The sequence below is a fragment of the Pseudoalteromonas obscura genome (assembly GCF_030135505.1).
Classification (GTDB): Bacteria; Pseudomonadota; Gammaproteobacteria; order Enterobacterales; family Alteromonadaceae; genus Pseudoalteromonas; species Pseudoalteromonas obscura.
In genome coordinates, this window is the sequence record NZ_JASJUT010000001.1 from 548,979 (window position 1) to 563,820 (window position 14,842).

Below are 14,842 nucleotides of genomic sequence, written 5' to 3' on the forward strand. Positions count from 1 at the left end.
ATGTTAAGAAGTTACCTGTTAATTACAAAACCAGGCATTATCTTTGGTAACTTAATCACTGCGGTTGCGGGCTACGTGCTCGCAGCCAAAGGTAATATTGATTTCGTTACGTTTACAGCAATGATAGTGGGTACGGTGTGTATCATCGCCTCTGGTTGCGTTTTTAATAATGTGATTGACCGTGACATCGACCAGTTGATGTCACGCACAAAGTACCGAAAGCCACTCTTAGAGTCTATTTCGGTAACCAAAGCTTTGGCCTATGCAACCCTTTTGGGTTGCGTAGGTTTCGCCTCATTAGCACTGTATGCATCTATGATGAGCTTTTATTTTGGCGTACTTGGCTTCGTTGTATACGTAGGTCTATATACGCTCTACTATAAGAGAAAATCGATATACGGTACTTTTGTTGGCAGTATTTCAGGCGCTTGTCCTCCTGTAATGGGGTACTGTGCCGTTAATGGTCAATTTGATATTGGTGCCGTTGTAATCTTGGCGATCTTCTGTATTTGGCAAATCCCGCATTCTTATGCAATTGCTATTTACCGATTCAAAGACTACAAAGATGCTAATATTCCAGTATTACCAATCGTCAGTGGTGTTGAAGTTGCTAGAAAACACATGATTGGCTTCATTGTTGCCTTTACTGTACTTGCACTTTCACTATTCACATTAAACTACGTTGGTGCCATTTTCGCATCTCTTACGTTTATTATTGGATTGGTCTGGCTATTGAGCACTATTTTCGACTTCCATCGCATGGACAATCATACTTGGGCTAAACGCGTGTTTATTCTATCACTCGTAGCCATTACCTCTATGAGCGTCTTGATGTCTGTTGATTTTGCTCACATTGACCCAACCTCATATGTGACAGCAAGGTAGAGTTATGAAGCAGTTTAAGCCCGCTCACTTACATTGGATTTTGTCTTTTCTTGGTATTATTGGACTAATTTGGTTTTATTTAGCTACGACCACTAAAGACTTTAATGAAACGAGAAAATCTTTCGATGAATTAGGTGGCGATTTTACGCTGCAAAGCTATGCCGGTCCTGTTTCACTCTCTGACTATCAAGGCCAAGTTGTCGTTATGTACTTCGGCTACTTATCTTGTGCAGAGGTATGCCCTAACTCACTCGCGGTAATGACAAATGCATTCATGCGTCTTGAGAAACAAGGGCTTGATCAGGTGCAGGGCTTACTTGTCACAGTAGACCCTGCGCGTGATACAGTAGAAGATTTAAAGGAATATACCGACTACTTTCACGAGCGTATTACCGGTTTAACTGGCAGCGCTGAACAAACCAAAGAAGTTGGTGGATTATATGGCGTTTATTATGATGACCAAAACCTTGAAGAGTCGTTTATGGAGTACTCTGTAGCACATGCTTCAAGATTTTATATCATCAATAAAGAAGGCGATTTAATCACCGCAATGAGTCATACAACAACGCCAAATGAGCTTGCAGCACAAATTAAGGAGCTACTATGAAGCACAAGTTATTCATAGCGGCCCTATTGCTAACAAGCACTCAGGTTGTCGCAAAAAACTCGATTGAAACGATCATCGAAAAATATAATGTCAAGAACTGCCACAGTGAATTAAAAACCATGGCAGAGGACGTTATTGGTTCAAAGAAACATCGCCTACTCGTTTCAAATCAAACCAACAAAAATGAGTTTGAAACCTTGTTGGTTACGGGTGTACTTGAATATAAAGATAGACAAAGCCATATCACTTTTTCTATGTCTCACAGTGATCAACACTGTGAAGTTACTTATAAAGAGAGCTTTGCTGTTAAAAACCCATGTATTGTGGTACGTGAGGAAGTATTCAAGAAGTGGCTATTTAAAGGCAAATTAAACGACCATACACATGTTTTTTCTCATAAAAGAGATGAAAACTTTGTTGGCTATATGACCAGTACCAAAGACGGCTCATATTGTTTAGTCAGCCGTCAAAAGAAGACTTCTTAGTCTGTTTAGAATCAGTGCAGTAATAGTCTCTCTTTACTGCACTACTCTAGCTTCTTACCACACTTCCCTTCTCGATAGATTCATACTTTCCATACTCTTTTTATGTAAATTACAGGCTTTGAGAACTCGCTCAGCGCACACCTCTGCATTGATACTGACTGCCAATGTCAGTAAAGCCTAAATTGACTTATTTGCTATCAATAAGGTGCGCTCTATATGGCCGACTGTGAAGGGGCGTATATAGTCCAGCCACCTCACTCGCTTTCAATCGCCTCGACAATTAAATGCGTTAGAAGCACTTATCAATACAGTGTATGACAAGCATCGTAATGCCTTTTTAGATTTAAGTAAAAGTACGATAGTAAGCAGAAACACAAAACCTGTAACCATACTAACAGATGAATAATTGCGTTATCTGGAAGTGCTTGCGGTGCTTTTGCAAAGACATTTGCAAAGTTGGAAACAATGATTTGATAAAGATGCTTATTAAATGTAATCCTTCTCAAACAGATACATGAGGTTTTAAAAAGCCGATCCTCGCTAGCCGCGCTATTTCTGAGCCATGATTACCCATGTTTTTAAAGGTATCGCTATGAGGTGATCTGCCAGTATTTGTTGGAGTACCATCAAAAGGTGAGCTATGCATGACAGTACAACAACAGAGTACCTACTCTTTCTCACCTATCAATTTCAGTTATAGAGCTATTTACCTCGGTACAAAACGCTCACTAAACAGCTTTATTAAAAAGTTAGGCAGTGGATATTTTTTGTAGATCACCTTTAAGTAGGCTTGCCAAGCATCATCTTTGAGCTCGTTGATTTCGTTGCTTGGTATAATATCTTTATAAATCTCTGAAAAATCCTTTAAAAATTGCACATCGCGACGCCTACTGGTTTTAGCGTATCCCTTACCAGCATAATGAATAAAATCTGCTTCTAGATAGTTTTCTTTGCCAAACATATCCATTCGATTAAATGCTTTGTCGATGCTTTGGTGCTTTAGTCCATGCTTATGTATGCAATAGTTGAAATAGCTTTGTTCGTAAAAGGATATCTTATTGCACAGTTTTTGTAGGTCTTCCAAACTAGTTTTTGAAAATAAGCCAGACTCCTTTGAAGCGAGAATGACGCCGGCGTTGTAATATACCGCTCCCTCTTCAGTACGTGGCCAAGATACATTTCCGAGTACATCAGTCACTAGCTTAATATCTGATTCGCGATTTTTTAATGCCCCCTCGTTAAGCCAATAAGTCGTATCACGATCTGGGTATAGATCAAATAAGTCTTTTGCATTCGGCTTAATTAACACGTCTGAGTCAAGGTAAAGCACCCTATCGTACTCTTTTAGCAACTCTCCAATACGCAGCTTTTCTGTCCAAGCTGGCGATGCGTGATATGCAGGTTCAGCAATGTCAATTTTGTAATGTAAGCTTTTTGATACGATCAAATCTGCACCGACTCTATCAGCGTAGAGTTCGAAGCTCTTCAAGGCAGCCTGATACATTGGGTTGTCGCCGATGGCGAGCGTAAAAATTGCTTTTTTCATTAATCTTGTATCCGAGTACTTACATAGCGTTATATCCTGAAAAGCTCATTGGCTCTGCAAGACACTGTTCAAGTTAGTGTATATTTTATCTTTTAAAACACTTGGTTACAACGCATCATAAATTTTTCATAAAAGCCATAAACGCAGGTCAATGACCTAAACCTAGTTAAGAAAAGTAAGATAACAAATACTCACATTACATATCGTATAAGAATGCAAAGCAGCTCAATAATATTGTTATGAATAGTAAACATTGTAACACGTGTAAACGGCACGAAAGTAAAGCTAGCATAGTGGGTTTCAATGATACTAACGTCTACTCTCTGTGGTTCAAATTACTAATATTTATGTCTAGAATTATAGATTTTCAGCATCAACAATACCTGATAGCGATATTCTGAGCATATCGTCATTATATACTTCTAAGGCGCCTCGTTTTTTATTGCGATATGTCATCTCCGGGGCAAGTAACTCTGTCCATTGCCCGTGGGCATATTTTTGGATTGAGTGTTTAACGGTTCCAATTATTCCCAACTTTTCAGACTTTTCAATATTGCCTATGAGCACGATTTTATAAGTTGGTTGACTATAAGCATCGTAATAGATTACTTCGCCCGGTTCACCTTCAACCAGCGTAGCTGTTACGTCATAGGATACCCGGTCACCGATTTCCAATTTAAATTCATAGCTAAATGTTTGCTCACTGCTCGCTATTTGCTGCGGCGTCTTATTTTCAGTTGATACATTAAGAGTTTGGGCATTGCCCGAAAAAATTAGTGACGCGCCTGTAAAAAGTATGGCTTTATGCCAAGCTCTGGTCATGTGTTACATCCTGTATATTGTATGTGATTTTTACATAATAAAAACGTTTGAAAGTCGACTAACGATATATTAGGGAGGTGAAGCTGATATGAACAAACACCAACTGCTCTTTTTGGTGACTGTCTCAATTGGCTCATCTGGGCTTGATAGCACCCTAAATTAAAAAAGGTGACTGTACTTAGGTCACCCTTTTGTTGAGCTATATATGGAGCAATTAACTACCAATATTGTTAGATACTTTAAAACTCATTTGTGGATCTTCAACAAACTGTGTCATGCCAGGGCGCTTATAAAACAGCGTGCGTGTATAGTTTGAAATAGCCCAAATTACCCCTTCTCTATCGACGTCGATATTGTAGAAAGAGCCGAATTTTGCAAGCTCACCATTGTTCAAGGTATACACACTTTGAGGGCCATCATTGCTTCCATAAACACTGGCAACAACGTAAACTTGGCCACCACCAACAGCAACGTCTACCAAAGAGCACAAGTTGCCACAAGCCACTTTTTGCTGTGTCCATTTAACTCCATCGTACTTAAACAACTTGTCACTTTCTGTGATTGCCCAAATCACGCCACCTAGTGCAACGTCAATTTTAGTGATCACTTCATTATCAATACGGAAATAGCCTTCAAAGCTGCCGCTCTTGTCGTTAAACTTTTTAAGGCTTCCATCACCATTTACACAATATACATGGTCAACGGTGAACGAACTGACGTCTGTTGCCCCCCAGCAGCCAGTCACTGACTGCCAATCATAGTTTTGGTATCTAAACGCGTTGCCGTTTTCTGAAATAGCAAATGTTGCCCCTTCATAAAATGCATAACCTTTGTCATCGGGCGATGTACCAAAATGATAGTGAAAGTACCCACCTGAAGCCGCGATCGCTTTTTGTCCATGGGGAAGTTTTTTCTCTCTCCACAATCCGAACGAGTCATCTTTTTGTACCCATGGTACACCTAATCGGTCAATCGCTACACGTACCGGAGAATTGATAAACCCTTCCGCATTCGCACTATTTGGCAAAGTCACGCCTAAAGTCGCAATAACAGCCAAAGTTAAACTTGTTAATCTCATTTCCTTATTCCTATACTAGTGGTTGTCACGCGGCGTAGTTTACATAAAAATCACATTCAATCTTGTACCTAAATGATGTATGTCGATACTATTCAAGCAAATTGAACTTAACGCCTAATTGCTAATTAGTTTATATTAAATCTATTTATTACGAAGTGGCTTCCTTTATCAATAAAAGAGAGCAGTATCTGAAGGAGGCTTAATTTGGTTACTAATGGAGTTTTTTCGCAGACCTAAAAATGCATAAAATTTGGAGCCCTAACCAAGTATATTGCACACACATATTTCCTATTGAGGTCAAGGGGTTTAAATACAAAAATCTATAGAAGATATTTAAAAAGTTGCTGGGGAACTTTTAGTTTTCCCCAGACTTAGATATCATTTCTTGGCTACTCGATAATTTTCAGTAGAAAATACTTTCTATAATAAAGCCATTACCTGATATGCCACATATAACGAGATTCCATATTACATTCATTGAACATAACTAAAGAGTCATTATTTCTAGGATTAAACCCACCTTTACTAATATGAACACAAGAGTATGCCATATCATTTTTTATTTGAGCGGGTGAACCATATCCATACCGCTCTAATGACCATTTTTGCCATGGATTATTTGGATCGCATGGTCGCAGAACTACCTCTGTATTATTATTAACACCACCATAGCTATTGGTGTGAAATTTGGGTTCCCAACACAAACCTGTGCGCTCTGCTCTATATGAGTCAGACTCATTATCTCCCATCCAACGAATTTGTCTTTCGGATGTATAAAACCAAGAAACTCGACTTTCAATACTATTGCATGAATCTCCATGTACCACTACATTAGTACCATTTTGAGTCTTAAACTTTATATTTCCACCATTTGGATGAATACAGGCTCGGCTACTTGCCAGAGCATGTTTTACTACTCCTCCTAGATAATAGTGGCTTTGATTCACTTGATAAGCTTCTTCATTAGCAATTGATGATAGAGACACCAAAGAAAAAGCTAACACCGTACTATTGATTAATTTCATAACATTTCCTTATTAACAAAAATCACGTAGGATAATAGCAACAAGAAAAAAAAGAGCAAAGAAAAAATCAACATATTAATATAATAGTATCCAATCACACCATTTAATCCAGTTCAAAAACAAACTACAAACACACCAATTAACTCAACCACTTAAAATATATTAAACTTTAAATTAATAAGCCTATTTTAAAAATAAATCTGTTACTTAGTCACTACGATGCTTAAAAGAAAAACTCGCTTCTGGCTGCAACGAGCCTGATTTATCTTTCGGTGTGGTATAGAAGCTGACATTCAGGCGATCACTGCGGTTATCAAGTTCAATATGCGCAAAGCCCCAAATGAAGCTTTTCGCCCAAATAAGATCATACTCTGGGTAACGATTTTCTTGTTGCTGTGCAAACGGTGAGTGAGTTCCACGCATTTTTGACGCAGCTCCGCTAATAATTAAAGGCAGTTTGGGCTTATTATTCCCCGGCAAAACGCGAGAACAATCATCCGTAAGTAGTTCAAGGTCATGTTCATGTCCTGCAATATAGGCGTCTGCATACTGACATAACTCAGGTAAAATCAGCCGTCTTAACACGTGTCCTTCGTCATATTTAGTGCCGCCAATTGACCACAAAATATGGTGTCCGTAGACTATTTTCCACTTTGCTTTCGATGATTTTAAACCATCAGCTAACCATGCTAGTTGCTTGTGGTCTTCACCATTCACCGGAGACTCGTGCACCTCTATGTCTTCAACTTCTGCGACACCGCTTGCCAACGCTGAAGCAAGGCCTTGTTCACTACCGTCGTGTTTAAGTGGGATCTCGTAATAGTGCTGTCCAGATAACAACATGTTGGTATCGAGCACAAAAAACTCAACATCATTGCCAGGCTCACCGATTTTATAACTATAGTAGCCTCGCTCATCCATATGGAAATTAGGCTGTTTTGCCATCCACTCCGTTTGAAGCTTTACCCCTTTTCGGGATGTTTTCCAGTCGTGATTACCCAGCGCAGAGTAAACAATAAGATCCTTATTATTTTTAAATAGTGGCTTTAGTGGCCCTAAAATAAGATCATTCATGCGCTTTTGATCATCTTTTCCATCATTGGCGTCAGCCCCATCTGGGTAGATGTTATCACCAAGTTGTATGCCAAATTCACAGGGCTTACGCTCGCACAATTTCGCCATTGCAGAGCCTACAGCCGCAGCACCGGTATCTTCTGTCGCGATTTCGGTGCCTGGATAAACATAAATTGGCGCATGGTCAAACTCGTCAATGGGTCTGTTGTCTTCAAGCCAATCCGCCTTCTCTGCTGCAATAAACTGCTGTTTGTTTTTGGGTTTTTTAATATGTTTGGTTTTCGGGTAATCAGGGTGGTATCCACCATCACCAAATGCCAAAAACGAAATAGTATCTTCAGCTGATACCAAAAATGTGCTGCTCAGCAATAGGGCTGACACTGCTATATGAGAGAAAGTTAACTTCATCGAGTATTCGCTGCTTAGTTGCCTAAACAGCGCCATTGTTTATTAAAATAAAAAATTAAAATGAGCTTAAGGTAATACCTAGTTGATACGAGCGACCATAACTTTCATATTGATAGTTGTAACGCGGTTGCGCGTGGTACACGTAGAGGGGTTCATCGGTAAGGTTGAGCGCATTGAAATACACTTGCGTTTGCTCGTTGATGTAATACTTCACACTGAAGTCAATTTGGTTATGCGCATCTTGGTAAACACGGCCATCATTTTCGGTCATGATGTACGATTTACTCTTGTAGCTATTACTCAATCGCGCACTAAGTAGGCTACTTTCATAGCCAATCATGAGGTTTGCAACGGTGTCAGACTGGTTAGGCAGGGCATCATCAGCATCAATAAATGTACCATTCGCAGATATCATCAGGCCATTATCGAAATTTTTGGTATAAGCCAATTCTAGTCCGCTGAGCTCGGCTTCTCCACCATTTACCGATTGGATCACTTCTTCAAATCCATCCCAAAGACCATTATCTTGTACCTGCTTTTTAGCTATATAGTTATCAATATTCTTGTGAAATAACCCCGCAGATAACACACCTATCTTGCCTGGATAATACTCGATAGAAAAATCAATGTTACTTGCTTCATACGGGTTAAGGTTTGGATTTCCAACTTCGCCTTTTCGTTCAATTTGTACAACGTCGTCATCCAAAGTCGTTTCGCTTTCTAATAATTGAAAAGCCGCAGCATCTCCAAAGCTAGGTCTAGCAATGGTCTGAGTATATGCGAAGCGAGTTATAAGTGAATCAGAATGGGCATATCGCATCGTGAGGTTAGGCAGTAAGTGGTCGTAATTTTTACTTACCTCCCAAGGTGTGATAGCGACGCGCTCACTATCCTCAATATCATTCTTAAGTAGCTCTACACGACTACCAACTGTGTCGTACTCTGTGTCTTCATACCTTAGACCGGTAATCACATTCAAATCGCCAACATCTAAACTCAACATCGCATACAGGGCAGACACGGTTTCTTGTGATGTATAGCTTTTGCCCTTACTTTCAATATCTGATTCCAAAACGTTTAGGTCAAAGCTGGCTTGATTCGATGAAAAGTAAGACTTGATCCCTTGCCGTGATAAACCTGGACCAAAACCGCCTAAATCAAATTCAGGACTGTCGATCGCAAACTGTTGCGCAGTGACGTCATCAAAGCCACCGTCATAAACCTTGGCATTGACGCGATTGAGTTTTTCTCTGTCAGAGTATTTCACCCCCGCCTTGAACTGTGCGTTGTAACCGTTAAGCACAAAATCCTTGCTGATATCCAACTTAAAACTGATTGCTTCATCTTCACTCAGGTTGTCTTCCCATACAATTTCATCCATTGAGAAATGACTGAGATCATGTGCTGAAGGTGAGTGAGACAAAGTGGGCGTATCCCCTAGGCTCGCATATCCCAAAGTAAGTGCTTCAGCTGCAAAATCAACATCCAATCGATTCGGCTCAGCTTCATCTGACTTAGAATAGCCAAGGTTATACTCTATAAACCAACTATTTAGAATGTGCTCCGCACCACCCACAACTGACAGAATACTTTGCTCTTCATATCTATCTTTGGTGTCCCTGTCCATTTCAGCATCAGAGAAATAGGCTGCGGTTTCACTAGACTCAGCAATTAGGTATTTGCCCTTGTCATACCGATACTCATTGCGCTGGCGGAATTCATCATCAGAAAATTCACTATAAAGTGTGCGCAGATAGTATTTATTCATCGCCCCTTGATGCAAATCCAGATTCAGTGCCGCGCCTAATCGCTCACGTTTAACTTGATAGTGCCGCTGCTCTATTTCTTCGGCACCAAAAAACTCAACGTCCTCTCCTGTTTCTGCACTCTCCTGCTCTAGTGACATCCAGCCACCGTCCGTTTCCATATTGTGAGATCCAAACTTGCGCTCAAACCAAGAAACCGCTGTTGCCACTCCTAACTGTGTACTCGTGGCTAAATCGTAAATATCGCTAAAACTTGCTGAGAGTTTTGGACTTGTTTCATTCACTAACTCATTGTGAGAGCCCTGTGCTGTGAAACTATAACTTTGCCCTTGTCTATCAAACGCACTTAAGCTTTTAACGTTGATGCTGCCACCGATGGCGCTTGCATCCATATCTGGTGTGACTGTTTTACTGACTTCTAAGCTTTGTATAATCTCGCTAGGTATCACATCCATCGCGACACTACGGATCCCTGCTTCTGGAGAGGGCACATTTGCCCCATTAATGGAGACGTTGTTCAATCCAGGATCGATACCTCGGATCCCCACAAAACGCCCTTCACCTTGGTCACGCTGAATAAACATGCCAGGTAAACGCTGCAAGGCCTCCGCCGCATTTTGGTCGGGTAATTGGCCGATACTATCAGCACTGACAATCGTCATGATCCCATCTGCATTTTTTTGACGGTTAAGTGCCCCAGCCTGGCCTGCTCGCTGCCCAACAACAATGATGTTATCAACCTCACTGTCTAGTGGTTCGAGCACAACAGACACAGTGGTTACTTGTTTATCGTCGATTTTGACTGTTTGACGATAAGATTGCGCACCAATATAGCTCACTTCAAGTGTGTAGTTTCCAGCAGGTATTTGTGTAAAAATGAAGCGGCCATCTCGGCTCGAACTCACTTGTTTGTTTAGCTCAACAATTTTAACGTGTGCCCCTTCAAACAGCGCTTTGTTTTGTGCATCTCCTATCTGTCCCTGAAGGGTATTGGCTTGGGCACCGGTTGCAATTAAACCGAGCAGCATGGCCACAGCTTTGTGAGACTTTGAAAAAGGTAACGGTAGTGTATGTTTCATATTTATCTCGTACAGATTGTATTGATTGTTCACCCTAAAAATCGCAAAAACCTTATCTGTACATTATGAATTATTTATTTCACCCACACCTAGAACACACTGATTTCAATAGTTTTTCACTATAAACCAAGCATTACTGAGCTAATTTCACCCCCTTTAAAGTGTCGAAAACAATCGCCTTGTGATGTTTTGCTCAATTATTGCTATTAATATTAAAAAAACTGTCAAAGTAGTGAGCTAAATTGACCCTGTTAAAGAAATTTAACCGCAATAACATAACAATAATACTCACTAGGCTCAGCATTGAATCATGATATTTCCCTTTCACAAAGTTAGACATTTTTACTTGTGGCTATTGCTCATATTATCGGTCGCCGCAACCTTAATGTGCACAGTGTATCTAGGTGAGCATAAACCCTCATCCCACATAGAAACTCTCGATGCGCTAGGCGAAGGAGGTCTGGCATTTATGTCTTTGGTATGGCTTATCGCTACGTTGTTAAGCCGCCCCACTGGGCGCGTCACCACAGCGCTTGCTGGCGGGCTTACTTTAATGCTCATTTCACTGTTGTTAGACTGCCTCGATGAATTTTTTACATTTGATCATATCCATCCAACTCTAAGCTCCTTAGAGGCCTTTCCTGCGTTGCTGGGCATGATTGTTATGAGCTTTGCTATGTACTGGTGGTATCAAGAGCAGACATATTTAAATTTAACCCTGCTCAAAAAAGAGCGGCACTTTCGCGAGCATACATTTACCGACTACGTGACAGGGCTTTATAGTGCCCGGTATATGGAAAAGCAAATTAGCACTGAAATTGAACAGCTAGTTAATACTGGTACAAAGTTTTGCGTTGCTATCTTGGACTTAAAATCATATGGACGCTTCTGTTTCGAACACGGTATTACCAAAGGAGAGCTATTGCTACGTGATACTGGCCAGTTAATCACGTTAAACATTCGCGGTTGTGACTTAGCTTGCAGGTACGCGGGTGACAAGTTCATTGTCCTATACCCCGCTACTCCACTTCATACTGCCCAATCTATTACAGAAAGAGTATGTGCAGCTGCACAAATACATTATCAATACGATGAAAACTTACTTACGCTCGACCCAAACACTTTGCATTGCGCATGCATTGAAGTCGCACAGCCAATGCAAAGCAAACAAATATTTGAACTTTTAATCAAACAGTTGCACCACAATAAGCAGGTAGCGTAGTGCTTTATTTTGAAACTTGCGAATCAAAACTCTCAAGCCATCAGTTGCTAGTACCGCTAATAGAGCTTGCCAAACAACGCGGGATACACCCTGACAAAGCACTCAAGGGAACCAAATTGTTTCACAGTGATTTTGAACAACCAGATCACGCCTCTAGCTTTTCGCAGCTAGAACAAACAATAAAAAACGTCATGACTTGCCACCTTGGACAGGACATCAGCTTTGTGCTTGGACAACATTTACTCCACAGTATCTGTGCACGCTATGCGTCGTATTTATTTCATTGCAGTAATCTCAAAGCATTACTTGTCGCTTGCAAACAACTACAAGGTGAGTTGTTTCCATATTTTAGCGTACGAATGTTTACGCAAAACAAGGCTATACATTTAATAGTCAACCCTGCGATTAGTGAACTCCAGCCGAGCGTTTACCGCTTCTTGCTCGAAGTGTGGCTAAGTTTAATCAACGGCTTTTTAAAGTGGCGCTTTGCAAATACGCAAGTGCAATTTCAACTGCCGTATACAACACCAATATATATTGAACAATATCAAGCCATAGGTGCAAATCTATTGTCATTCGGCCACCATTTTACTACTGTGGTGATTTCCAAAGAAGCATTACAATCGCGGCAAAACAGCGCAATACCGGCACTCCAGTCTGATATAAAAACTTTAGCCAACAGCAACGCTATTGGTTTTTTAGCCTATGCGGAATCATTTTTAATTGCCAACCCCAGAGCAACATTAGAAGACCTCGCCAATTACTTTAATACCAGTGGTGCAACACTGAAACGAAAACTCGCATTGCACAACAGTCAATTTAGTTGCTTAAAAGATAGGGTACTGAGCCAACAAGCAGGCTTCTGCATTGGGCAACAAGGCTACTCAAACTCGCAGGTGGCTAAAGTTCTGGATTTCAATGATTTGCCAAACTTTAGACGCGCAATTAAACGTTGGTTTGGCGTGACGCCGTCAGAATTAAGAAAAGTAAGGATATAAAAAGGAAAAAAGCCGCGGCATAGTGCACACGGCTTCAACAACCAGAATAGGTTACAGAGCTTGTTCTAGCTCAGGTAATACGTCAAATAAGTCGGCGACTAAGCCATAATCAGCGACTTGGAAAATAGGCGCCTCTGGATCTTTGTTGATTGCAACAATGATTTTAGAGTCTTTCATACCAGCAAGGTGTTGGATTGCTCCGCTAATACCTACTGCAATATAAAGATCTGGTGCGACAATCTTACCAGTCTGCCCTACTTGCATATCATTCGGTACGAAGCCAGCATCTACAGCCGCACGAGATGCACCAATTGCCGCACCAAGTTTATCTGCAATACCATTCAGAAGCGCAAAATTGTCACCGTTTTGCATACCACGGCCACCAGAGATAATCACAGGAGCTGCTGTAAGCTCCGGGCGCTCTGATTCTGTTTGCTCAACACCAACAAAGCTACTTAGGCTATTAGCAGCTCCATTTGATAACGTCTCAACAGACACTGGAGCTTGCTCACCCGCTGCATCAAACGCACTGGCACGTACCGTGATCACTTTTTGTGACTCTAACGATTTTACAGTTGCAATTGCATTGCCCGCGTATATTGGACGCTTAAAAGTATCAGCATCAACTACATCAACAATTTCAGAAATTTGTGACTTGTCTAAAAGTGCAGCAACACGCGGTAAAATATTTTTACCCGTTGTCGATGCACTGGCAAGAATATGGCTGTAGCCCGCAGCTAACTCAACGACTAGATCTGCTGTATTTTCTGCCAATTGATGTTCAAAGTTTGCATTATCAACCAACTTAACTGATGTAACACCTGCAATACCAGCAACAGCGTCTGCTGCCGCAGCAACACTGCTACCCGCAACTAATACATCAACCTCACCGCCAATTTTGACAGCTGCCGTGATCACTTTCGCAGTTTCAGGCTTTAAAACACCATTTTCATGTTCTGCAATGACTAATACGCTCATGAGATCACCTTTGCTTCTGTCTTAAGTTTAGTTACTAGCTCTTCAACGCTCTCTACGACAACACCAGCTTCTCGCTTAGCCGGCTCATCAACTCTAACAAGCTCAACACGTGGCGCTAAGTCAACGCCGAGTGAATCTGCTGCGACGACATCAAGTGGTTTGCGCTTCGCCTTCATTATGTTCGGCAGTGTCGCGTAACGAGGTTCGTTTAAGCGTAAGTCAGTTGTGACAATCGCCGGTAATGCTAAAGACACTGTTTGCAGACCGCCATCTACCTCACGCGTCACGATGGCATTGCCACCTTCTATAACCAACTTAGATGCAAATGTACCTTGACCTCGCTTCGTCAACGCACCAAGCATTTGGCCTGTTTGGTTATTATCTGCATCAATAGATTGTTTACCTAAAATGACTAGTTCAGGGTTTTCTTGCTCTACTAATTTAGCCAGTAATTTTGCAACATGTAGCGACTCTAAAGTTGCGTCTGTTTCGATGTGGATTGCCTTGTCAGCACCAAGTGCCAATGCCGTACGCAGCTGTTCTTGACAAGCTTTATCACCGATAGATACGGCGATTACTTCAGTTGCACTGCCTGCTTCTTTTAATCTAATCGCTTCTTCTACTGCGATTTCGCAAAACGGGTTCATGGCCATCTTAACATTGGTAAGATCAACATTGCTGTTATCTGCCTTGACTCTCGCTTTGACGTTGTAGTCAATCACGCGTTTGATTGGTACAAGTACTTTCATGGTTACTCCATCATCTGGTTATTTGTGTAGCTGACGCGTACGTCAATAAAACAATTTAATGAAACCAGCCTACTTCCTGTTGACGTAAACGTCAACCTAAAATAACCTTAGCTTAACGTA

Annotated in this window: 13 protein-coding genes; 5 read left to right on the plus strand and 8 right to left on the minus strand. The window is 41.1% G+C overall.

All coding sequences use genetic code 11. The features are described from left to right. From cyoE to QNM18_RS02320, 3 genes are read left to right on the plus strand one after another with little or no spacing between them, the layout of a single operon-like run. Complete coding sequence (gene cyoE / locus QNM18_RS02310; protein WP_023399252.1) at positions 1-885, plus strand: heme o synthase; 885 nt, start codon at positions 1-3, stop codon at positions 883-885. Between the two features lie 4 nt (positions 886-889). Next, positions 890-1,492, plus strand: a complete 603-nt coding sequence (locus QNM18_RS02315) for an SCO family protein (RefSeq protein WP_023399251.1) — start codon at positions 890-892, stop codon at positions 1,490-1,492. Then, complete coding sequence (locus tag QNM18_RS02320) at positions 1,489-1,977, plus strand: hypothetical protein (protein WP_284136186.1); 489 nt, start codon at positions 1,489-1,491, stop codon at positions 1,975-1,977. The genes QNM18_RS02315 and QNM18_RS02320 overlap by 4 nt, the downstream gene beginning before the upstream one ends. Before the next feature lie 706 nt (positions 1,978-2,683). Here the strand turns inward: QNM18_RS02320 and QNM18_RS02325 are convergent. From QNM18_RS02325 to QNM18_RS02350, 6 genes are all read right to left on the minus strand, one after another. Further along, positions 2,684-3,523 (minus strand): glycosyltransferase, encoded by an 840-nt coding sequence (locus tag QNM18_RS02325; protein WP_211009389.1) that lies wholly within the window; start codon positions 3,521-3,523, stop codon positions 2,684-2,686. A 357-nt stretch (positions 3,524-3,880) separates the two neighbouring features. Then, positions 3,881-4,345, minus strand: a complete 465-nt coding sequence (locus tag QNM18_RS02330) for a hypothetical protein (protein WP_284136187.1) — start codon at positions 4,343-4,345, stop codon at positions 3,881-3,883. Positions 4,346-4,559: 214 nt separating this feature from the next. Then, a complete protein-coding gene (locus QNM18_RS02335; protein ID WP_284136188.1) occupies positions 4,560-5,423 on the minus strand; it encodes a hypothetical protein in 864 nt (287 codons plus the stop codon). A 434-nt stretch (positions 5,424-5,857) separates the two neighbouring features. Continuing rightward, positions 5,858-6,448, minus strand: coding sequence for an RICIN domain-containing protein (locus tag QNM18_RS02340; protein WP_284136189.1), 591 nt, complete (start codon positions 6,446-6,448; stop codon positions 5,858-5,860). Positions 6,449-6,655: 207 nt separating this feature from the next. Continuing rightward, on the minus strand, positions 6,656-7,930 hold the full coding sequence (locus QNM18_RS02345; RefSeq protein WP_284136190.1) for a metallophosphoesterase: 1,275 nt from the start codon (positions 7,928-7,930) through the stop codon (positions 6,656-6,658). Positions 7,931-7,985: 55 nt separating this feature from the next. After that, entirely contained in the window at positions 7,986-10,775 is a 2,790-nt protein-coding gene (locus QNM18_RS02350) for a TonB-dependent receptor (RefSeq protein ID WP_284136191.1), read from the minus strand. Positions 10,776-11,085: 310 nt separating this feature from the next. Between QNM18_RS02350 and QNM18_RS02355 the strand changes: the two genes are divergently transcribed. Both QNM18_RS02355 and QNM18_RS02360 read left to right on the plus strand, forming a co-directional pair. Beyond that, positions 11,086-11,997 carry a GGDEF domain-containing protein gene (locus QNM18_RS02355; protein ID WP_211009383.1) on the plus strand — a complete coding sequence of 304 codons (912 nt, stop codon included), beginning with the start codon at positions 11,086-11,088 and terminating at the stop codon, positions 11,995-11,997. Then, positions 11,997-12,995, plus strand: a complete 999-nt coding sequence (locus QNM18_RS02360) for a helix-turn-helix domain-containing protein (protein WP_211009382.1) — start codon at positions 11,997-11,999, stop codon at positions 12,993-12,995. The genes QNM18_RS02355 and QNM18_RS02360 overlap by 1 nt, the downstream gene beginning before the upstream one ends. Positions 12,996-13,046: 51 nt before the next feature. Here the strand turns inward: QNM18_RS02360 and QNM18_RS02365 are convergent, their stop codons facing one another. Together QNM18_RS02365 and QNM18_RS02370 are read right to left on the minus strand one after the other, a co-directional pair. Further along, positions 13,047-13,973, minus strand: coding sequence for an electron transfer flavoprotein subunit alpha/FixB family protein (locus tag QNM18_RS02365; protein WP_284136192.1), 927 nt, complete (start codon positions 13,971-13,973; stop codon positions 13,047-13,049). Beyond that, positions 13,970-14,722 carry an electron transfer flavoprotein subunit beta/FixA family protein gene (locus QNM18_RS02370; protein WP_284136193.1) on the minus strand — a complete coding sequence of 251 codons (753 nt, stop codon included), beginning with the start codon at positions 14,720-14,722 and terminating at the stop codon, positions 13,970-13,972. The genes QNM18_RS02365 and QNM18_RS02370 overlap by 4 nt, the downstream gene beginning before the upstream one ends. Positions 14,723-14,842: the final 120 nt, after the last annotated feature.